Origin of the sequence: Paenibacillus sp. PAMC21692 (assembly GCF_014303795.1) — a bacterium.
GTDB classification, from domain to species: domain Bacteria; phylum Bacillota; class Bacilli; order Paenibacillales; family Paenibacillaceae; genus Pristimantibacillus; species Pristimantibacillus agaridevorans.
Window position 1 is genome coordinate 7288729 of the sequence record NZ_CP060293.1, and the last position, 23343, is coordinate 7312071.

A 23343-nucleotide genomic window follows, 5' to 3' on the forward strand; every position below is an offset into this window, starting at 1 on the left:
TCCTTTCGATTGGAAAAAACTTTTATATCTTGGGTTTTAGCTGCTTAATCACTGACGTGATCAGTATGATCATACCGACTCCAAAGCCTGACATGGATAAGGGAGCAAGTAAAAATCGCATGATTTCCCCTTGTACAAAAAAGCTAACAAGCATGACTACCATACATATAACGGTAAAGATGCCGACTGTAAAAGTCCCAATAAAATCATTCAAATTATGATTTTCCTCACGAGCAATAGTGATTCTATTGTCTTTAAGAATAGGCAGCTCCAGTAATTTCGGGATATAATCCTCTAACTTTCCCTTGACCTTACTTAAACGTTCCTTGGCCAATTGTCCTTTATTAATCTGGCTGGCGTATGATTGACTCGCTGTTGATAAGGAATATGCTTCATTTACGGATGACAACGTCCCGTCTAGAGTAATGATTGCTCTGAATGCACCGGCAACGGTTGGTTTTAATGACAGCCCCGCCTCGGTAATCAACGACATCAGCCGTCTCATCATGACACTCGTAGGATCATGTGAAAAAGAGGCTTCTGACAGAAGTCTACTGAGGCGTCGTTCCATCATATCTTCATCGAATAAATGTCCTTCCTCACAAACCCTCGCCAAGCCATGCGCCATCTCTTTCGTATCATTATTGCTGTAACCAACCAAGAAGCTTAACAGACCGCCTCGTTCATCATCTGATAAATAGCCAACTGAACCAAAGTCAATAAGCGCAACTTCCCCATCCGTTGTCAACATGATGTTCCCGGGATGCGGATCCGCATGGAAGATACCTATCATCAGGATTTGATCTAAAAATGCGTGCATGATCATTTCTGAAACATCGGTTGTCACTTCTTTCGTAAAACGGTTTCCTTCGATATATTCCATCGTTAGTATTTGTTTAGTCGAATACTCGGAATAAACTTTAGGCACTCTTAAAGGGATTCCATGTTCTTTAAATGCTCTTTTTAACATGTTTGTATTCAGCGCTTCGATATCAAAGTCGGTTTCTTCGATAAGATTATTTTTAAATCCTACTGCGAGTTGTATTAAACCGAGTCTTTTGATTTTAGAAGAACGCTCTGATAGCCATGACACAAATTGAATTAATAAATCCAAATCCACTGTCATCTTTTGCTTAACATCAGGTCTTAAAATCTTAACGACGACTTTCTCTCCGGTTGACTTAAGCCTAGCCAGATGAACTTGTCCGATAGAAGCTGCTGCGATGGGTTGCATCTCGAAGGTTTCATACGTTTCATTCATGTTGCCAATTCTGCTATCAATGATTTTTTTTAGCTCCTCTTGACTGAGCGGCTTTACTTGGTCATGCAAATTAGAGAACGCTTCGATGAAATGACTAGGTAAAATTTCCTTTTGGGTTGATAATACTTGTCCAAACTTAACAAAAACTCCCCCCATATCATCAAGAATTTCGGCAATAACATGTGGGAGTTTCGCATGATCTTGCTGAATCAGATGACTCAGCCCTTTTCGCGAAGCAATCCAGAACAAACGAATCATTCGCCTGAAGCCGCGAATTTTATTCACAATATATAGGAACGGGTTTGAGGTTTGCAGTATTTTAAAATTGAAAAGGCAAAGAAGCATATATGTATAACAAGATATAAATATAATTAATAGCGGGTAATAGATAAACATCACTCTAAAGATCTCGGGATCGGATGGCGTAGAATTTTGATTGAAATAGGTAAACGATAGTACAAGTGTCACGGTGGCCGTACCAAATAATATAGCAACCATCAGCTTGAGCTGATCGTTTTTAAACGTATGGATGTTTCCTATTAAAAAATACAAAATGACGGCAACGACAATGATGCTGGTCAAGTAAAATTGCTCAAGAACTTGAACCAACACACTAACAACCAGCGCGCTGACTAACGATCTAATGACTTTATGTTTCTTGTTAAATAACGTAGCAAGAACTATGAATACGATGAAACACACAAACCATACAATGAAAAAGAACATACTCCATCCCCTCCGGAACTTCCCTATCACTACTATAGCACACGCGGCTATTAATCTCTCCAACCACGCTAAACAAGAGGCTCCCCAATTATCTAAGATAACTGGGAAACCCCTTGACTAATTCATATGGGTAGTGACTTCGCAGAGCTATTAACTATTCATTATAATGGCCAGCCTGGGAATCCCCCACCGCCACCGTCATCCGAGTAGTCGCCAAGAATCATTCCATAGGTACTGGCGGTTACCGCTTTGCTTCGACTATGCTGCAATGCGTCCTCATACGCTTGGCGTTCCATCGAAAGGCTCATTGCTGGATTGTATAGATTGAGATCTTGTCGTTGTAAGCAGTCCATTACAATTTCGTCACATGCAACGATGCCTTGGTAATAGTATCCATCTGCATCTAACTTCTAATTTATCATGGTAGATTGTTATGTAAATGAAATGTAAAGAAAACTTTATGTTCGCGCTTGCAACGCACCAATAGTAACGGGCATATATCCTGTTCCTGAACCGTAACAATTCGAATAGTAACATGATTCCTCTTACACGATTATTCCAATTTTCTACAAATCTTCCATGCAAGAAATGTCATATTTTGATATAATGCTAGTGTGCAACAGACTTGGGTGGGGAAGTATCGCCTCCAGAGCGGAGGTGATGCTCATGACATTTTCGTTGACTGAAGTGATAATGATCGGCATGTTCTTGCTGGCTTTGCTCACTCTCATGAATAAACGAAAATAACCCGCCCAGGTTGACCGCCTGCGGGTTATTTTCTAGCTTTGACTGGAGGTTTCCCACCCAAATTGTTGTGCAGGGAGTCGGATGGCGGTCCGGCTCCTTAGTTCTATCCTAATCATATCACGGGTGTTTCATTCATGCAATTTGCCTTTGAGACGATTCTGACTATGAAATAGTGTATATCGTTGATCGATTTCAGCTTTATTTACTAGCGAACTCTAGCGCTCTAAGCAGAACGACCACCGACTCGGCTCTTGTTGCCGTTTGATTCGGAGCGAACTTGTTGCCGCCGACGCCTTGAACGAGCCCGTTCTCAACAGCCGCTGCAACTGCCGCTCTAGCCCATGCCGGGATCTCGGCGTCATCCGCAAATCCAGTTGTCGCCTTGGAGTTGTCGGCGAAACCAAGCGCATTCACGATCATCGTAACCATCTCGACGCGGCTGATCTTCGCGTTCGGTCTGAAGCTGCCATCGGAGTAGCCTTTCACGATTCCAGCTTGCACAGCTTGAGCGATGCCTTGTTCCGCCCACGAGCCGATGGCTGCCTTATCGTTAAACTCCAGCTCGGCTCCGTTTCCTTGCAAGTTCAGCATGCGAGCCAGCATGACTGCAAACTCGGCGCGGGTAACCTCGCTCTTTGGCTTAAATGTGCCGTCGGCATAGCCGCTGATAATGCCCTTAGCCGCTGCAAGTTTAATACTTGCTTCCGCCCAGTGGCCTAGAATGTCGCTAAATTTGACTTCAACGATCTCTTCAGGCTTAGGTTCCTCTTCTTCGGTTACCGGAGCATTTACATTTACAACGCAAGTTGCAGTCCTATTTCCATCTGTGGTTGTTACTGTGATGATTGCCGTGCCGATGCCTTTTGCTACAACTCTACCTGCACGATCAACAATTGCAACATTTTCGTTGCTGGATTTCCATGTCACCTGCATAAAGTCGGCATTACTCGGACTAATAGCTGCTGTCAGCTGAGATTCATCGCCAATATTCAGTTCCAATGTCTGCTTATCCAGACTTACACCTGTAACATGTATCGGAACATATATCACTTCAGGTACTGGTATTTTTGCGGCAATAAATCTTGCTACAGCACTTTTTAAGTTTACAGTTGCATTATCGATGTCTTCCTGGGTCTTTGCATCCGCTTTGGCCGTTAATGCAGCTGTTATTGCAGCTTCCAAGGCATCTTTTGCACCTTGCGGATACTGCCCGGGATTTGTACCGATTCCTGCCGTGTCTATTAAATCTGCAGCTATTTTTATTTGATTATCCAATTCCGTTGTATCGATTGTCTCTGATGGCATGCTTACAGTTACAACAGAGGTTGCCGTTTTATTTCCATCCTCAGTTGTCACTGTGATAACAGCTATACCCTCTGCTATTGCTATAACCTTGCCGGTGTTATCAACTGCTGCAATTCCATCATCGCTTGATGTCCATGTTACATTCTTATTAGCTGCTCCCGATGGAGTGATAGTCGCCTTTAATTGATAAACACCGCCAACGTTTAATTGAAGCGTTTCTTGATCAAGGCTCACTTCCTCGACTTTAATATTCGGATCAACTATTTGTGCAGCCTTAAAGCTTTCTACTGCGGCTTTCAAGCCTTCCGCTGCACGATCAATCTCTTCCTGGGTCTTTGCATTAACCTTTATAGCCGATGCAATGGTTACTGCAGCAGTTAAGGCATCTATTGCCTCTTGCGGATACTGCCCGGCTTCTGTACCAACCTCAGCATTGTCCACTAGTTCCACAGCTGCTACTATTTCGCTGTCCAATGCGGATGTGTCGATCATTGGTGATTGAGTACTTTCATTTGACGGAATACTTTCGTCGCTCAGCCTGTTTAATGCAGTCACAACATAATTACTTGTTGGTTTCCCTGTCTGATCGGTAAAGCTTTGCAGACCTGTCTCAGTCTTACGAACTTTAGCAATCAGTTTAACAGGATTGTTAATGTCTACAGCCTCATTATCTTCAAAACGATATAGTGCATAGTACGCTGTATTTTCATCATTATCCTGCCAGCTAATTGTATGGCTCCCGTCTTCAAATGTCGCACTTACTAATACCGGAGCTTCAGGCGCGACTCCACCCTTCCACGGCATTGCCGGCATAAGGGCTTTGTTCGCCCATAAGTCGTTCTTAATCAGCGATGCAGCAGAAATAGCGTTAGGAGAATTAACTTTAAACGAGTTATACGTAAAAATCATAGTACCGTCTATATTGGGGTTTGCAGCATTAAACTTAAGCTGGCGTGCAATTTCCTGATCCCCAACACCCGGGGTATTCCAATATTTATCAGTAGTTCCTTCATCAGGATTTAGCCAGTACAAACCTACACCCATATATAGCTGTGTTTGTACATCAGGGTTGTTTTTAAGCAAATCGGACCACCATGATGAAACAACTCCATACCCTGCAGCTGAATTTGCAAATGTCCAGTACACCTGTGGGGTTATATAGTCGATGATTTCTTCTAAAACCCACTTCTTGGTATCTGCATAAGCACGGTCATAGTTTGGTATTCCGGCCGAAGTTTCAGAACCGTCCGGATGCCCGTCTTTCATGTTGCCCCATACGCCTGCCGGGCTAATCCCGAATTTAACCCACGGCTTTGCTGCGTTTATTCTATTATGCAGATTTTTAACCAGCGTATATGTGTTATTTCTGCGCCAATCCTCAATCTTCGGAAACTCGGTTTTGTCGGCATAGGTATCATATGTGCTCTGATCACTATACCCGGCATCAAAACCGCCATTGCTGCCAACATAGAAATAATCGTCAAAGTGTATGCCGTCAATATCGTAATTCTCGACTATTTCCATTACGGAGTCTTCAACATATTTCGCAGCTTCCGGAATGCCTGGGTCAAGGACAAAGCGGTTTGTGCCAACCTTTACCCATTCCGGATGCTTGGCATAGATACTATCAGGCACCTGGCTCAACATATTTCCTACTGCATTTAAGTCCGATAAAGGCTTTCCTGATTCGTCCTTATACATGGCCGCCGGCATGGAAACGCGGTATGGGTTAGCCCACGCATGCAGTTCGAGATTTCTTTTATGCGCTTCTTCAATTGCGAACTGCAGCGGGTCGAATCCCGGATCAACATCCTGTTTTCCTGTCAGCCAGTATGACCATGGTGCAAGCTCTGATTGATAAAATGCATCTGATGTCGGCCTTACCTGGAACATCACTGCATTGGCACCTGTTTCCGCAAGATCATCAAGAATTTTTATAAGGTCTGCTTTTTGCACCGCCGCACGGGCTTGCGTGTCTTCAATCTTCCATGAATCTGTTGATGGCCAGTCAATATTAACAACAGTGCTTATCCAGGCAGCACGCATCTCGCGTTTGTTTACCGGCGTTTCCTCTGGAACATTATACTTATCCCATGGAGCTGCTATTCGTGCTGCAAGATATTTTGCTACCTCTGTATTTAATGCGTCTACAGCCGCATCAATAGCATCCTGGTCAGCATGAATATCGCCTACAACTACTTGTGCTGCTGCAATTGCGGTTGTAACAGCCGTTTTTGCATGTTGCGGATACTGTCCGCCAAGTGTCCCTATTACTGTTGAATTAACCTTAGCCTGTGCATCTGCTATAGCCTGATTCAGTTCAGTTTTATCAACATTTAATGGAACCATTGCATCCTCAAAAGCCTTAATTACAGCATTTAGATCTTGTAATATACGATCAATATCTGTCTGGGTTTGTGCATCAGCTTTAGCAGTTGTTGCAGCCGTTATTGCCGATAACAAATCATCCATTGATTGTTGCGGATATTGTCCAGGTTCTGTTCCTGCATCTGCTCCATCATGCAGAGCTTTAGCCTTTGCTATCGCAGCATCCAAATCAATTGTCACTAAAGGTGGAACCACCATTTCGTCAAAAGCAGCAACAGCTTGTGCTAACGCCGTTTTTGCCGCCTCAACCTCTCCTTGTGTTGCGCCTGCATTTTTATATACTGTGTTTGCTGCATCTATAGCAGCTTCCAGTGCTGCCTTGGCTCCGCTTTGATATTGTCCTGGCAGTGCTCCTTCAACTGCGAGATCATGTTTTGCCTTTGCGGCATCTATCGCAGCTTTTAAACCTTGAATATCAATTAGCGGAATTTGTGAAGTTTTAAAGGTGTTAACTGCAGCATTTAATGTTTCTGCTGCACGATCAATATCCGACTGTACTGTGCTGCTTACCAAAGATTGTGCAGCAATGAGAGCATCATTCAAAATTGCTGTGGAGCCTATAGGGTACTGGCCTCCCTGTGTCCCTTCCACTGCGCCAAGAAGCAAGGATTTTGCAGTTGCAATAGCTCCTATCAGTCCTGTTTTATTTAAGGTTGCAGCCGGAGTTACATTATATATTGCAGTAAGGTCGTCCATGTAGATCGTACTGTTTACTCTGCCAGCAGCAGAGGTTTCAACTAATCCAGGCATAATATTTAGTAAAAGGCCCGTTGATGCATTAAAAGTTGCTTGTGGTACATCATAGGTTACAAAATTCCAGCCTGATTTCATCACGGAATTGGCTGGCAAGAAATTGGCAGTTGTGGCTGAAGTACCGTCTGCCTTTCTTATTTCTGCACGTAAGCTGAAAATCGTCTCATCATTGCCATAAAGCCAAAAACCAATTTTGTTTGGTGTATTCTCTCCGGTAAATTTCAATTTTTGGTTAGGGTAGGATGCACCTTTTACATAAGCACTGGCTGTCCCGGTAGTTCCCGCAAAATTATAATCAATCTTAAATGATCGATTTCCGTTTTTCACGTAATGGGGATCATTATTATATGAAATAGTGGGCTTAGTGCTTCCTCCATCATTAATCCAGTCAACGATGCTCTTTCCGCTGCCATGGTCTTCATAGTCCTCTATGATCTGATGCCGCTCGTTTACAATCTGTGCAGCAATATAGGCATCCACTGCTGAGTTAAGCAAATCGGTAGCACTATAAAGATCTGCCATAACGGCTGCAGGATTGTTCATAACGCTAGCTGCAGCATCAATAGCGGCATTAAGCCCCATGCGCTCTGATAAAGGATGCTGCCCGTGGCCCGTACCGGCAGTTGTGCTGTCATAAAGGCTTTGCGCAGCTGCAATTGCCCCGCTTATTTCTGTCGTATCCTTTGTTTCGCTTCCATAAACAGCCACAAGATCATCGATATAAATGGTGCTGTCCACCTTATCATTGGTTGATGTGGCAACGATACCGGGCAGAAGTGTTATAGTAAGGCCCGTAGTTTGATAGGACGGAGCCACCGTGTACTCCAGATACTTCCATCCAGTAAAATTCAGCGTATTAGAAATGTTTTGATTTGTATTAGTGGAACCGGTAGTAATTCCTGCACGGAACTCTGCCCTTAGAGCAAAAGTTGTAACATTATTTCCATATACCCGGAAACCGATCTTTTGCGGTACTTCCCCGGGTTTAAACACAAGGCCCGTACCTTGGTTCGGTCGAACATAAGCGCTTGCAGTACCTGCAACTTTGGATAACTTATAATCAACCTTCAAGGAACTATTTCCACTATGTTTTATAGCGGTATCATAGGACAAAGTTGGCGGTGTGCTGCTGGCACTGTCGCCTGTCCACCTAATCATGCTCTGGGCAGCGCCGCCGTTAACAACCCCATTTTCAAAGTCGTCCAGCACTATGACTGCAGCTACTTCAACTGTAGCCGTAACAGTAGTGGATGTACCGTTTATTGTCCCTGTAACCGTAAATCTGTGTGTCGTTAAGCAGTCAACAGCCGGATCCACACTTGGCCAGGTTACTAAAACAGTGTCCTTCGTGCCATCATCATAGGTGACCTTAACGGTATTTGGAAGCTTTGGCGCTACGCCGATACCTGTCTTCACATATACCGGATCAATGCTTGCTATGTTTACAGCGCTTTCAACAGTTACCGCAGCTTCTACCTTCATTGCGGCACCTTCAACTGTTCCCTTAACGGTAAAGTTATTCATACTAGCGTAGTTTTCCGCCGGAATATCATCCCAGACTACTGCTACACTTGAGCTTGTACCGTCAGTGTATGTGGCATTAACGCTAGGGGGAAGTATTGGAGGTATTCCCACCCGAGTTGAAACAGCTATAGGCGCATATAAGTTAACTGCCGGATATACGATATAATTGCCTTCTGCTTTTAGATTTGTTCCATCGACTATTCCCTGTATGCCTTTCACGCTTGGATTTCTGTATTCATCGAAAGGTGCTGCGTTTTTATAATCTTCAGGATCCGGTGTTTCCCATACAACAGGAAGTGACGAAACTGTATGGTCTGTATATATTACATCTACGGTAGCTGGAAATACCGGAGCCGTATTTTGTTCTGTTCTTACAATAACAGGATTAATATATTTGATAGCCGGTGCCACAACTGAAACATGAGCTGTTACATTCATTTCTGTTAGTGTTCCGTTAGTATGAATAACTGTCCCGGTTACATCAAAGCTATTTCCGGCAGCGGAATAAAGATTGGCGTCAGTTACTTTGTCCCACTTTACCATCATATTAGCCGGAGAACCTGATGTCATATTAACCTTTACGGATACCGGAAGAACCGGGGCTGTACCGACTGCAGTAGTAAGGTCTGCATCGATTGCGCTAACCGGTGTCGGTGCATTTGGCGAGCTCTCGTTCTGGAGGCGGTCAAGTGCAGTGACAACATACTGTACCTTGCTTGGATCTGATACAGCTGTATCGGTATAACTTGTTATATCCTTACCGTCACTATCAACAGTCTTACCAACAACTGCAATTATTTTCGTTGAATCTGACGTATCAAGATTTTCATCCTGTGAAAATCTATAAATCGCATAATATGCAGTGCTGCCTGTTTCATCGCTAGATGTCCATGCAACTTGTGTAACGCCATCTACAGCCTCGGCAGTAACGTTTGTGGGCATCGCTGGAGCAACGCTGCTCTTCCAGGTCAATTTTGGAGCTATCGCCTTATTCGCCCAAGCCGTTCTTACTCCCTCTTCTACAGCTTCCTTTTTATAAATTCTCGAACCTGGAACAATGTTGCTGCCCTGGTATAGGAATGAACCATCGATCCCGCGGCCTGTCATTTCACTTATATAATTTGTATTGAGTTGTATCTCCCTGATAATCTCGTCTTTGGCATAGGGATCTAAAAATCCTGTTTCAGTTGAATTGGTTGTATCATTTACCCTATACAATCCCATACCCATATAAAGCTTTGTATTGGGATTTGTAAGGTGATCCGCCCACCATGTTGCTATTACACCGTAGGGAGCCACATCACGGCCAAAGGGCCAGTAAACCTGTGGAGTCAGGTAGTCGATCAGCCCCTCGTTCCCCCATCTTAATGTATCTGCAAAGCTCCTATCATAGTTTGGTCCACCTCCGGCAGTTGGAGAACCGTTAACATGCCCGTCTTTCATATTGGCCCACATGCCGGCAGGGCTGATTCCAAACTGTACCCAAGGTTTTGCTGAACGAATTTTTTGGGAAAGATCGCTGATAAGCTTGTATGTATTATTTCTTCGCCAATCGCCTATGTCTGTAAAACCGCCCTTATACTTTTCAAATGTAGCTTTGTCATCATAATCATAGGCTTTGCCTTCATGGTAGAAATAGTCATCGAAATGAACGCCGTCAATATCATACTTATTAACAACCTCCATAACGCTATCCGCTATCCATGCTTGTGCTTCAGGTATACCTGGATCTACTACATACACACCATCATAGGCTTTTTTAATCCAATCAAAATGAGTGTTGAAAATACTCTTTGGCAGTGCCTTGAGTTGAGCAACCATGGCATCATTGATCGCAGTTGCAGCACGATATGGATTAAACCATGCGTGCAGCTCTATTCCGCGCTTGTGCGCTTCATCTATTGCATATTCAAGCGGGTCAAAGCCTGGATCGCCGCCTGGTGTCCCTGTCATAACGATAGACCAGGGAACGAGATCAGATTTATATAGCGCATCGGAAGAGGAGCGAACCTGAAACATAACTGCATTCAAATTGCTGGCAACTGCCGCATCCAAGATATTGCTTAGTTCTTGCTTTTGCTTTTCCACCCTCTCTGTAGCATCAGAAATAGCTAACGATGCCGAGGATGGCCAGTCTGAGTTGTAAACGGTTACAATCCAAGCCGCACGCATATCTTCCTTCTTGGAAACATCCGAGTTTAAGTACTGTTGATAGGGTGTCCATGCATCTGAATCCGGAGGAGTAACCCCCGCCGCCGAAACGTGAATAGCAGGTAACATGGATGTTAGCATGACTACTATAAGCATCCAGCTGCATATTGCTTTACAACGCGCAAATAAACGATTCATTTTCACTGCTCCTTTTATTCATTTTGGTATTTCTCTCCAAGCCACTGAATAGATTCGCCTTATTTTTCTCCCGATCCCTCCCTATATAGTAACTTCGACAGCTTAAAATCGCTTTGCGGATCCTAACTGAATATTATACAAATTCGAATGTTTCGTCAATAAATTTCACAAACAAATTTTATTATGAAATTTTATTTCGACTTATAAAATTATAAGACAACTAGCCCTACTCTGCAGAATGCGGCATCCGTTGCATAAGAAAAGCCCAAGCGCTAACACGCTTAGGCTCAAATATAGAAGGTAAATGCGGCTCAGTTATATAACTCTGCACGGGTGATGACGCGATCCGGTTGGACGCTGCCATCCGAGTAACCCTGAACAATTGCTTGGAAACTCACTTCGATGCGGACAACTTGGAACGCCCATATCGGCGTACGCGCAGAAGCGCCTGCTCCCTATGCCCCATGAATCGTTCGATCTCGCACAATCTGGCGGCATACTCGCCGACCAGTGCGCTTGCTTCCGATGTGCACGACTGATAGGTACACGTTTTGAGGAACTTGCCTACCCATAGCCCTCCGGTATACCTTGCCGCTCCTCTGGTCGGCAGCGTATGATTGGTGCCGATCACTTTGTCCCCGTAGGCCACATTCGTTTCCGGCCCCAAGAACAATGCGCCGTAGTTCGTCAAGCGTTCCAGGAAATATCGAGGATTCTCGGTCAGCACCTCCACATGCTCGTAGGCCAGCTTATCTGCTTCAATTACAGCCTCTTCCAAGCTGTCTACCACTATGATAATCCCATTATTATTCCAGGCCACCCTTGCAATGTCCGCAGTCGGCAAGGTCATAAGTTGTCTATCGATCTCGAGCAACGTTTCATGCGCAAGTTGCTCCGAAGTCGTAATTAGTACCCCGGGCGAAGTCGGCCCGTGCTCGGATTGACCGAGAATGTCGCAGGCTACCATTTCCGCGTCCGCCGTATGATCGGCAATGATCATTACCTCCGTCGGGCCCGCGAACAGGTCAATGCCAACTTGGCCGTATAGCTGCCGCTTGGCCTCGGCCACGTAGGCGTTCCCCGGACCGACAACCATATCCACCGGCTCGATCGTTTCCGTGCCCAGCGCCATAGCCGCCATCGCTTGCACTCCGCCGACAATATAAATCTCATCCGCTCCCGCAAAATCCATAGCGCAAACCGTGGCTTCTGGAATTTCGCCATTTATCGGCGGCGTGCAGCAAATGACCCGTTTCACACCGGCTACCTTGGCGGTAAGGATGCTCATATGGGCGGACGCCACCATCGGATATCGTCCGCCCGGAATGTAACAACCCACGCTATTGACAGGGATATTGCGATGCCCCAGAACGACTCCGGGCAACGTCTCTACCTCCAGATCGCGGATTGTAGCTCGTTGTTTTTCTGCAAAATTGCGTACTTGATCCTGAGCAAAACGAATGTCCGTCTTGGTTTGCTCGGGTACTTTGGCGATGATTTCGTCAATTTGCCGTCGGCTCAGTCTGAACTGCTCTGGAGACCAATTGTCGTAATGCCGGGAGAACCCGCGCACCGCTTGATCTCCGTTCTTTTTTACCTGTTTAAGAATGTCGCACACCGTTTCGTAAACCCTCTGATCCTGCTCTTCCGCTTCCGCTTGGCTTTTTCCCGTCTTCAGATACTTTGCCATTTGCAATGATCCTCCTTCATTCTGACCTGTATCAACGCTCGCTTACCGAAGAAGCTCGAGAGCCGGTTCGAAGCTTAAAATCCACAAACTTCACGGGAATGCTGCCGTTAGCTGCGGATTGAACGGATAGTGGAAATACCGAGCTCCAGGTAACCGCGTCGTAGACATCGATAGCCGGCTTTCTTTGTTCCTGAATGGATGACACAAACTCCTGCATGACGAAGAAATCTCCGCCCCCATGTCCCTAAATTCAGCGAGAGGTTAAGCTGTGCGGTCCCTTCACCCAGTCGTTCCGATCGGGCGTAAGAAAGTAACGATCAAGAAATTCGTCCAAATCTTCCTCCAGCATCCCCAGAACGGTTTGAATCGGTTCTGCCGAACGTTGGTTTTGTTGATCCTCTTTCAATAACGCCGTCAGTTCGGCAAGAAGCCGCTCCGGCACCTCCCGATGGTCTTCGCGATAAGAGCGAATGATGCGAACCAGATTCGTTTCCCGTAAATGATACGCATAGGACATAGCCCGTCTTTGGAAACCGTCTAACTCGTCCAAGTTTTTCTTTAATACGTCTCGAAGCGACGCGGAAACCCTTTCAAGAGCATTCCGTCCTGTTTGAATGGCCGCTTCCGCCCGCTCAGCGCTCAATTTGCATCGAAGCTGAATATCCTCGATCATCCAAGGGTCCGGCTCAAGATCGTCGGTTTTCATGAAGATCGACCTACGCGTGGATTCCCATGAGGGGGTATGGCATTGCTGCCCCCGGATAAACGCGGCAGTCATGGAATGCGACACGTCGCAAAGACCGATTTTGCGGACAAACCAGGAGACATCCCACGGAAACAGCTCGAACGATTCCGAGCTCAGACGCCAGAAAGCCTTCATTTCTTCTGCTGCCATCCCGTAAGGTTCGGCAAGCTTCTCCAGCGCTTCGTCGTCCCCGATGCAGGGATTCCGAAAGAACAGCTCCGTAACCCGTAAATTCGGATCGGGCTTGATCATATCTATGCCGAAGTATTCCTTAATCCCCACTGCGCCGGGAGTACCGGCTATCGCCCTGAGCTGGCGCAAGGTGACAAGCGGGTAAGCGATATGTTCGTAAGGCTCGACTTCCTCCGTTGCGGAAGTAAAGAACCCTTCCACGACAAACGGGATATTCCGTTTGACCGCAAGATTGGCGGCATTTTTCAAAAAACGGTCTACCGGAAGCGTAACGGTAACTTCGGCAATATTCGAATGCAGCGCCAGACTGACGCAATCCGCGTCTAGCTTCTCGATCGACTTAAGCACCTGTCCCGCCGACAATTCCCATGGCTCCCACCAAAGACGTCCTCCGGTCAGCCGCTTCCATGTTCGGGCGAGCAGATTAACGAAAGGGACGACGCGCTCATCCAGAGGAATTCCCCTGCACGACTCGCAGTTTCCGAACTCGTTGCACAGCCAAGCGTCCTGATCGTAGGTGTAGAGCAACAGATCGTCAACCCCGGGAAACTCCTCGTTAAACCGTTCTAGCAGTGCTACATACCTGTCGGGCGTTACGCCGTCCAGCAAGCAATTTTCGAGGGGCAGATCTCGATAACCATCCTGTCCGTTGTAAGGGGCGCCAAAATGGAAAATAGAGCGCATTCCCGCCTGCTTGCATAACCGTATACGCTCTCTGAGATCGTTTCTTCGCCGCTCCCATGCGCCCGAAGAGGAATCGCCGCCTATCGGAATCTTCTGCTCGTATTTAAGCGATGCTTCGCCGGATAACGCTACGACGTCCTCCAAATTTAACGGTTCGTCGTGCGGACGCCCTCCCCAGGCGATATTCAGCTGAAGAGCGTTAAATCCGATTTGTTTCATGGACATTACCGTCTCCTCCGTCCATGAGACAAACTTGACGGGACTTCCGATCAATCCGATTTTGAACTTCAAATTTGCCATTGAGTAGCGTTCTCCTCTCTTCTCTGCAGCGGGTTCAAGATTTAAGCGCTCCCGACGTAATTCCTTGCACGAAATATTTCATACCGAACATAATGACCAGTATCATCGGCAAGCTGCCGATGATATAGGCGGCGAAGGATAATCCGAGATCCGGCCTGCCATTGGTCGTCATATTAACCGCTTGGATCGTAAAAGTAAGATGAGGCTCTTTCAATATAATCAGCGGCCATAGATAATCGCTGTAAACGCTAATAAAGGTAATGATCCCCAGGGTCGCAATAACTGGCATACTCAAGGGAAGCGCGATGCGCAAGTACAAATAAGCTTCTCCGGCGCCGTCCATTCGCGCAGCTTCGAACAGCTCTTCCGGAATTCCTTGAAAGAATGTCCGGCAAAGAATGATTCCGACCAATTGCGTTCCCGATATATAGGGTAAAATCAAGCCCCAGAAAGAGTCCGTCAAATTTAACTGTGAAATAATCGCGTATAGCGGAACGATATTCAACATGGACGGAATCAGCATCACGCTGATAATAAGCATAAAGAGGATTTCTTTGCCCGGGAAACGGTTGCGGGCGAAAGAGTAACCGGCCATCGAACTAATGAGGACTGCCCCGGCTACCGTAACGCAGCAAATGAACAGAGAGTTGCCGATGCTCCCGGACACGGCGCTCCAGGCCGTAGAATAGTTCTCCCATTTGATCTCTCCCGGAATTCCCCAGAAGTCGATCACAATATCGAGATGATCTTTGAACGAAAGGAACAATAGCATGGCAAACGGAACAAGGGTAAGTAGCAGTAGAACCGAAAGGCTGAGAACGACGCCGACTTCCGCAACTCTGTAATTTCTCATAGCCCGGATTCACTCTCTTTCAGACTTGAAAATTTTTGATACCAACAGCGTTAGGAGGAGAATGCTCACGAACAGGAAAATGCCGACCGCGCTGCCGTATCCATAATTGGAGTTTTTGAAGGCCGAGTTGTACATGATGAGCGACGGCACCGTGGTCGATACTCCCGGTCCTCCTCCGGTCAGTACGATAATTCGCACAAAGTCCTGCAAGCTGCCGATGATCGTCAGCAGAAGCACGACTTTGAACTGCGGCGCGAGCAACGGCAGATGCATTTTAAGAAAAATATTCCGAAACTTGGCGCCGTCCATTCTGGCCGATTCGATAATTTCCTTGTTGAAGCCCCCGATCGCTGCGAGAAAGATAAGAAACGGCAAACCTGTGATATAAGGAAATCCCATGAGAATAACGGCCCATATCGCGGTGTCGCTCTCCCCGAGCCACGGCCTTGCCAGAGAATTCAGACCTGCGAACGACAAGAAATGATTCAGCAATCCGTTGGAAGGGTTGTAAACGGAAAGCCAGATCAGAACGAAAACAATTCCGGGGATAAGCATCGGAATCACGAAACCCGTACGATACAGATATTGAAGCTTCGTTTCGCGCAAGGACAAAATCAACTCCGCCGCCAATAAGGGGAATACGATGCTTTTGACAATATCCGTGACGGTAAAAAGAAGTTGATTGGATAGCGCGATTCGAAACGTATTGTCGTTAAACATGCGAATATAGTTGTCCAAACCGATCCATTCCGCTTGAGCTAAATTCCAGTCCGTAAAGGAATGATAGATGGAAGTCAGCATCGGATAATAGAGAAAGATCAAGACGAACAGGAGCGAAGGAACGATAAAAAAATAAGCTTTTAACCAATATCGGATTCTGTCGGGACGAAAGGGCTTGTCGATCATAATCTCACTCCATGTAAGCAAGCCGTCGAGGGAGAACACATCGTTCTCCCTCGGCCTGTATGATGAATTCCGTTTGCAGCTTATGGATTGGTCTTCGGATCCAGATCGTATTGTTGAGCCTTGATATAGATATCCATATCCCGGTTCAAAATTTTGTCCTGCTCGGCCAAAAATTCTTCCAGCGATAGTTTGCCTTCATAGTATTTCAATTGAGCGGATTGCTTGGCTTGATTCGTGTCCGAGGAAGGAACGGCATTGGCGATCGCGTAGCCCATGCTGCCATCGACTTTGAAGCCCGTAAGATATGCGTTGACTTCGTCTGGCAGCTTCACCCCAAGCACCAGGCTAGGACCTTGAACGAACTGTCCTGCCTCAAGCGTCGTCTCGAACACTCTCTGAGCGACTTCCGGCGAATAAAGATACATCATGAAATCCTTCGTCCGGCTCTCTTGCTCCGGGTCCTTCTTATCCGCGATTCCGAGCAGATGGCCCGGCACCAGAATGCCTCGCGGTTTTCCCGGAAACAGCGGGTCGGCCTCGGCGAACTCGGGGAATTTAAACGTTCCCCATCCGAAGGATTTGTCGCCCAGCTTCTTCATATCGTCGAGCAGCGTTCCCACTTGCCAACTGCCGTTCCAATAAATCGCCGCTTTCTGCGCAATGAACAGTTGGTAGACGTCCGGATCCTGCATCGTTGCGTAGCCGGGTTGGTAATACGCGGACAATTCCTTCATGACCGTCCAGATTTTGCGTTGGGCAGCCCCTTGCATATCGTATTGCTTGTTTTTGAGAGCAAGCAATTGCTTTTCCGGATCGTAACTCGCGCCGAAATCGAAGTTTCCATTGTCGGCAGAGTAGGCAATGCTCGTATTCAGTTTATGGATTTTCTCGTCGTAGCGAGCATCTTCCGGCTGAATTAACAACTCCGGGTAAAGACTTTTGGCGCTCCAGTCGAGAAACGCCTGTGTGATCGTCGACTCGAAGCCGAAAGGCATCGTAATCGGAATATAGCCGGCATCTTGCAATTGCTTGCACGCAGCGAGCAATTCCTCCCACGTTTCCGGTTCGGAAATTCCCAGCTTTGCGAAAATATCCTTGTTGTAGTAGAATCCTGTGCCTACCAGATCGAATGGGAGATAGGCAACGTCCCCGTCCCGGCTATACGTGTTCTGATGGTATTCGGGATCGATTCCCTCGAATACGGTTTTGTCGCCGCTGTAGGGATTCGGTTGGTTCACGTAATCGTTCAGCTTCAACAGCCAGCCTTTATCGATCGCATCGGCCGAGCTCGTTTCCCCGATCAAATTAATGTGAACGATATCGGGAGCATCCTTCCCTCCCGCCGCCATCTTGGCTTTGAAGTTCGCTTGATACGTATCGTTATCCTTAATGACATCGATGACGACTTCGGTTTCCGGATTCAGCTTCGTGTACTCTTGGGCTGCCTCCTTCAATCCATCCGTGTAATAACCGGCGATCGTGGCGAATGTGACCGTACGCTTTTCTTTGCTTGCAGCGGAGCTTTGCGGTTCATTCGATTGCGACGCATTCGTGCCGGAATTCGAACCTGAACAGCCTGCCGCCATCACCAGGACGAGCGAGAGTAGAATGAACCCGATCAGCTTCTTCCTCATTTCTGTGTTGCCCCCTATATTCGTATTGAGTTAACCTAATTCAATCTTAATTTTGAATCGCTTTCATTTATATACAGAAAATCATCGTTTTCTTTAACAGAATCACTTTCCTTATACTTCGGTATGTTTGAACTCGCCCGGCGTAAGACCTTCTATTTTTTTGAACACCCTGCTGAAATACGACACGCTTTCGAATCCGGCCATATCGGAAATTTCGGAGACGGTTTTAATGCCCTCCCGAATTAATTTTTTCGCATATTGAATACGAACTCTGGCGACATATTCTCCGGGCGTAAAGCCCGTGCATTTCTTGAAATTCGAGATAAAATAGTTCAAGCTCAGGTTGGCTTTCAAGGCAAGTCCCTCTACTGTCAGCTTGGAGGCAAACGAGCTATGAATATGTTCAATAATGACCGCGATATGGGGATCGGCAATTCCGGTACCTGTCCGTTCTTCCTCTACCGTCACTTCTCTGTACAGGTGCGTGATCATCGATTGAAAATAAGACCGCGAAGCCAGCAGCCAGCCGGTTTTCTCGGCCCACACTTCCTCCAAGATCGACTTCATCAGACTTTTGATCGTGTAGTAATTGCGGGGCTTCATCAGAATCGGCAGCTCGGGAAGCGCCTCTTTGAACGATACCGCGCCTTTGAAAACGGAGATTTCGTCTCCGGGCGACAGAGGCATGATCGGGATCGACTGCTCCGGCACCAGCAGCTGATAATGAATCCAAATATATCTAAGCGGCACGCCGGTCGCGGAGATATGATGGGGCGTATGCGCAGGAATATGGATCACCCTGTTTTCTTCCGCGAGATAAGATTCGTCGCCGATATGATACGTTACGCTGCCTTTGAGAACCATCACGATAAGATGAAAGGGAAGCGAACGCACGTAGTGAGTGCGGGAAAAGTCGTATTGCACGTTAAGTACCTTCCCTTGGTGTACGGCCTCCGGGTACTCCCACTCCTCCTCCCGATCCTCGTAACCGACGTGATAGATGATAGGCAACATTAAACTATGATGTTGAACATGCAGCTTCTCCAACTTCATTCATCTCCCGGCCTAACAAAAGCGGCGGTGCAGACGATCATCTGCACCTCCATTTTGTTTTCGTTCTTCACGGATTACCGCCGACTTTCGGCTTACGGCCGAATCACGACGGGGAACCGGAAATCTTTTTGTCGTCCGCCCAAAGCTCACTCAGTTGAAACACGTAATTGTTATTGTCGTCTTGACCGAGCTGTGTTGCGTAAATACGCACATGCTTAGCCGTCACGGGCGAGCTGAACGCGAACGTCTCCAAGCTGCTGCCCGGGTTCGAATAACCGGTATAGGCTTGACCCGGAACGTCCGTCCAGTTTGCGCCGTCCATGCTCGTTTGAATTTTGAAATCCACCGGAAATCCGCTGCCGCCCGGCCGCGGCTTCAACCGCACTCGCTCGATCGTATGGGCTTTGCCCAGATCAAGCTGAATCCACTCGGTCGCATTCGCGGTATGCGCAGTACTGGACCATACCGTTGCTATATCGTCGTCGATCGCTTGACTAGCTTCCCACCCGCTGCTGTAAGCGGAAGACGCCGAGATTCCGACGCGATCGGCCACGTCGAAGTCGCCGTCCAGCGACTTCAGTTCGATCCAATCGATGCTGGTCGTCCCCGTCGCGTTCGTCGCCGGGTCGAACCGCAAAGCCGTAATCGTGCCGTGCCATTCGGGATGGCCGGTCAGATCGACCTCGTACGTCGTATAATTCGGGTCATTGGCAACGATCGTAAAATCGACGCGCTTGCTCTCATCCATGCCTGATAGTACGGTCGCCCAATACAGTTGCGCGGTCGTGCTGGCCGTACCGTTCTTCATGCGCACGACGAACCGCTTCTTTTTGGCCGCATCGACGTTAATCGATTGGGTCATGCTCGGATCGTTGCCGCTAATCTCCGCGTTAAACGTATCTCCGACCACCTTCCGGTCAAGGAGGTGCGTGAATCCCCCCCATTCCTGTTCGTCGCCGTCATAGTTAAAGCTCCAGTATTCATCCCAGTTGAACGTCTTGCGAAGCAGCAGCCATGGCGCTTGTCCGGTGCTATCCCATATCCAGTGGGCATCAGATCCGCCCGGGAAGTTGACGACGGGTCCGCGAGTTGACGAACTATACGCCCCTTGGCTGGTCGCTTGCGTCCAATTGCCGTCCGCCAAGGCCAGGCCGTCGTAACGATCCTCTCGTTCACTCCTGATTTTCCAGCTAGCGTCGGATACAATCTTGCGTCCGTCCGGCAACGTGAAGTCGGCAAGGAATCCGCCGGTCGAGCCGGGAGCGTTCACTGCTTTGACGGTAATGACGTTCTTGCCCTTCAGAAGAGGCCATTTATACCGGACGGAATCGTCGTCACCGTTATGCCCCCCGATACCGCGTCCATTAATGCTGACCGGGTAATAGTCTCCCGAAGCCCAGCCCACCATCGTATCATACTCGATAGTTTCGAGATTAACGCCCAATCCCGCTTCCCGAGTCAATGTCACGTTCTGCCCGGGACTGAGGCTAACGGTGATGTCGAACAGCCCGCTCACCGCCGTTCCGTTGACTTCCCAGTCCGTATACGGGCTTTCGTTCTCCAGCACCTGAAGGCGCACAGACGAATTGGAAACTGTAAGCTTTAGGTTCATATCCCAATAACGGAAATTCGTTACGCCGGCTTGCGTTAATCCGGTCGACGGCATATTGGGCTTAATCTGCAAGCCGTCTTTGTCCATCTTGATGCCCATGAATCCGCGAAGTAGCGCGACGGGGACAAGGGCGCTTTCCGGGAATTCTCCCCAAGTGCCGACGCTGCCGGCATAAGTGTGCTGCACCGTTTCGCCGTTATACAGCGTTTTGCCACCGCTGAGATGGTCCAGCGCATAACGGTCGATGATATCGGAGAAACGGCCGTAGGCATTGTTGGCGCCCAAGTATTGCGCGCGGCTGGCGATTTCGTAGAACGTAGTGTACAGCGCCGCGCCGCCGTCCTGAATTTGGTCTCCGTAAGCTCCGTAATTATCCCACGCCGATACCCACCACCCGCCTTGCGCTTTGCTCGGGTTGGACGTAACGGTCGCGCGGGGAGCGAATACGAACTTGCTGAACACGTCCGCCTCTCCGGAGGAGGTCGTCACCGTCTCCGCCCAATTGAAGAAGGTCGTCGCTTTGGTACTGTCTCCCAATCCGTAATAGAACGCGGCAACGTTCAGATAGATTGGGCCGTAGTCATGCTCTACTCCGTTCACGTCGATCGTCTGAATGTAGTGGTTCGTCCGCCAGAAGGTCGTGTCGTACGCCGCCTTCAAGTCGTTCGCATAGCCGTTCAGCTCTGCGGCTCTGGCGGTATTTCCGACCAGTTGTTCCAGTTCGGCCATGGCCGTTAAGGCCGCATAGCCGTGCATGTTGCTGTATGCATCGATATGCCCGTGCGGCAGGATGTCCCAATAATCGCTCCCGTTCTCCGTTACGCTAATGCCTTCATGATCGGACTGGGTAATGATGAAAAGCTTTTTCGTAGGATTGTAATAGTCCAGCATATAAGCCAGGGCCGCGCGCATCCGATCGATCTGAGTGGATAGCAGTTCCCGATCTCCTGTCGCGACATAGTAACGGTAACCGCCTAGAATAAAGTTGGCGGGCGTATCGATATGATGAAGCGTGTCGCTGCCGTCACCGGGGAACGGCCACCCCTTTGAGTTGTCCCAAGTCCAGGGATAACCGTCCGGGTCTTGCCGCTGGACGAGCATCGAGTACTTCTCACCCGTTCGCCATGCTTCGTCTTGCAACCAGTCACGAATCGTACCCATCCACTCCCGCCAGGTCGGGCCGCTGCCGATATGCCGCTCGTAATTGCGCTCGTAAAACATCTCGGTGAGCGCGCTCGTCATCGCGGCGTCAGTGCCTTCGAACACAGGAAAACCAGCGGGAAGCCAATCGTTGTTCGGCTCGACCGTGAAGTTCAACTCGCGAACCAACGTTTCGCCCGTATTCAGCACGTACGGTTTGAAATAAGGAGAGCCTGTCCCTTCCGCCGCAAAAAACGGGAAGGTCATCGAATCGATCCCGACGGCCACTTCCACGGTCGGCTGATTGTATTCGATACGCAAATCGTAATCATGGCCATTCGCTCCGTGAATATAAAGCGGACTTTGCCGCAACTCGAACGCGGGGCTGTACGTTCTTTCCGCGCCGCGCTTGTAGACATAGCTGGAATGGTACTGGTTATCTCCCCCGATCATGTAGTCGAACGGCACGCGGTTGCGCACCGTCACGTCAAAGCCGGGATCGTACCATTGCATCGGCATAATATATCCTATATTGTGAAGGGGAATGTTGTTCGCATTGGACGTAATCGTGAACGTGTTGCTCCACTTGTTGCCGTCCAATTCGATCACCCAGTTGCCGGTCACGTTCAACGTGCCGTACGCCCCGAACGTAATATTGCTCAGCGTCAGCGTGTTTCCGGAAAGCGTGGAGGTAACCGCGGTACCCAACCCCGGCAGGGTGTTCGTTCCGCTGCTCGCCGTCAAATATAAGTTGCCCGCAAGCAGGTTCTCACCGTAGCTCCCCGTACCGGTCGGATCGAACTGAACGAGATCGATTACTCCGTAAATTCCGGAAAGCTTTACATAACCGTTGGCCAGATTGTAGCGGTCCGCCGTTGTATTAAGAATGCGCATATAATCGATTTCGAACGTGCCGCTGCTTCCCTGACTCGGATCGAAGCGGAGTTCGGTAACCGTTCCCGTCCACGACGCGGGAAGCTGCACGCGAAGCTCATGCCACTCGTTGTCCGTCTGAACGGTGATCGGCAGGCTATAGGCTTCCGAGTAACCGTGTCCGGTCGTTTTCCAATACAGCTGCGCCGTTCCGTTTCCCGTGCCGTTTCGGTATTGCAGCACAAGTAACTTGTTATCGGTCGCGTTTATGGACACCGCAGGACTTGTTAACTGCGAATCCGCGCCGCCGAGCGTTACTTGCAGCATACCGTCGGTGACGGAAGAACTCGCGATATCGTTGCCGGGCGTCCACCCTTCGTAATTGCCGTTCGTCTGCCAGTTCCACTCCGCAGTCGCTTGCGCCGAGCCATACTCGGGACGGACGAGAGCAGCGAACGTAAAAATTAGGGCCGACAGAATGAATGTTCGAATCGCCTGTTTCATTAAACCCCTCCTAATGATGAGTTGCATGGATAGATAAAACGCTTTCATATCTCATTATAGGAGGTTAATATCGTCCAATCTTCTCCTATTCTCGTTATTGTTTG

At 48.2% G+C, this 23343-nt stretch carries 11 protein-coding genes; all 11 read right to left on the minus strand.

The features are described 5' to 3' along the window. Positions 1–22: 22 nt before the first annotated feature. The 11 genes from H7F31_RS29205 to H7F31_RS29255 all read right to left on the minus strand — a co-directional run bounded on the left by H7F31_RS29205 (position 23) and on the right by H7F31_RS29255 (position 23239). Positions 23–1987 (minus strand): ABC1 kinase family protein, encoded by a 1965-nt coding sequence (locus tag H7F31_RS29205; protein WP_187101684.1) that lies wholly within the window; start codon positions 1985–1987, stop codon positions 23–25. Between the two features lie 945 nt (positions 1988–2932). Then, positions 2933–11053, minus strand: a complete 8121-nt coding sequence (locus H7F31_RS29210; RefSeq protein ID WP_187101685.1) for a family 10 glycosylhydrolase — start codon at positions 11051–11053, stop codon at positions 2933–2935. 311 nt (positions 11054–11364) lie between these two features. Continuing rightward, entirely contained in the window at positions 11365–11451 is an 87-nt protein-coding gene (locus tag H7F31_RS34630; protein ID WP_373271279.1) for an S-layer homology domain-containing protein, read from the minus strand. Next, on the minus strand, positions 11448–12743 hold the full coding sequence (gene hisD, locus H7F31_RS29220; protein ID WP_187101686.1) for a histidinol dehydrogenase: 1296 nt from the start codon (positions 12741–12743) through the stop codon (positions 11448–11450). Before hisD ends, H7F31_RS34630 begins: the two co-directional genes overlap by 4 nt. Before the next feature lie 31 nt (positions 12744–12774). Beyond that, the gene (locus H7F31_RS29225) at positions 12775–12960 is read right to left on the minus strand and encodes a hypothetical protein (protein ID WP_087568920.1); all 186 of its coding nucleotides are present in this window, start codon (positions 12958–12960) and stop codon (positions 12775–12777) included. A gap of 33 nt (positions 12961–12993) precedes the next feature. Continuing rightward, positions 12994–14664 (minus strand): hypothetical protein, encoded by a 1671-nt coding sequence (locus tag H7F31_RS29230; RefSeq protein WP_187101687.1) that lies wholly within the window; start codon positions 14662–14664, stop codon positions 12994–12996. 34 nt (positions 14665–14698) lie between these two features. Further along, a complete protein-coding gene (locus H7F31_RS29235; RefSeq protein WP_108991046.1) occupies positions 14699–15517 on the minus strand; it encodes a carbohydrate ABC transporter permease in 819 nt (272 codons plus the stop codon). 9 nt (positions 15518–15526) lie between these two features. Further along, positions 15527–16423, minus strand: a complete 897-nt coding sequence (locus H7F31_RS29240) for a carbohydrate ABC transporter permease (protein WP_087568923.1) — start codon at positions 16421–16423, stop codon at positions 15527–15529. Positions 16424–16503: 80 nt separating this feature from the next. Continuing rightward, a complete protein-coding gene (locus tag H7F31_RS29245; RefSeq protein ID WP_187101688.1) occupies positions 16504–18057 on the minus strand; it encodes an ABC transporter substrate-binding protein in 1554 nt (517 codons plus the stop codon). A 111-nt stretch (positions 18058–18168) separates the two neighbouring features. Continuing rightward, positions 18169–19104, minus strand: coding sequence for a helix-turn-helix transcriptional regulator (locus H7F31_RS29250; RefSeq protein ID WP_179215612.1), 936 nt, complete (start codon positions 19102–19104; stop codon positions 18169–18171). 109 nt (positions 19105–19213) lie between these two features. Next, entirely contained in the window at positions 19214–23239 is a 4026-nt protein-coding gene (locus tag H7F31_RS29255) for a discoidin domain-containing protein (protein ID WP_187101689.1), read from the minus strand. Positions 23240–23343: the final 104 nt, after the last annotated feature.

Bases quoted from the DNA above. Each gene is read 5' to 3' on its own strand.
- H7F31_RS29245 (WP_187101688.1), bottom strand. From the start codon at position 18,057: ATGAGGAAGAAGCTGATCGGGTTCATTCTACTCTCGCTCGTCCTGGTG.
- H7F31_RS29205 (WP_187101684.1), bottom strand. From the start codon at position 1,987: ATGTTCTTTTTCATTGTATGGTTTGTGTGTTTCATCGTATTCATAGTT.
- H7F31_RS29230 (WP_187101687.1), bottom strand. From the start codon at position 14,664: ATGGCAAATTTGAAGTTCAAAATCGGATTGATCGGAAGTCCCGTCAAG.
- H7F31_RS29235 (WP_108991046.1), bottom strand. From the start codon at position 15,517: ATGAGAAATTACAGAGTTGCGGAAGTCGGCGTCGTTCTCAGCCTTTCG.
- H7F31_RS29240 (WP_087568923.1), bottom strand. From the start codon at position 16,423: ATGATCGACAAGCCCTTTCGTCCCGACAGAATCCGATATTGGTTAAAA.
- hisD (WP_187101686.1), bottom strand. From the start codon at position 12,743: ATGGCAAAGTATCTGAAGACGGGAAAAAGCCAAGCGGAAGCGGAAGAG.
- H7F31_RS29210 (WP_187101685.1), bottom strand. From the start codon at position 11,053: ATGAATCGTTTATTTGCGCGTTGTAAAGCAATATGCAGCTGGATGCTT.
- H7F31_RS29255 (WP_187101689.1), bottom strand. From the start codon at position 23,239: ATGAAACAGGCGATTCGAACATTCATTCTGTCGGCCCTAATTTTTACG.
- H7F31_RS29225 (WP_087568920.1), bottom strand. From the start codon at position 12,960: ATGCAGGAGTTTGTGTCATCCATTCAGGAACAAAGAAAGCCGGCTATC.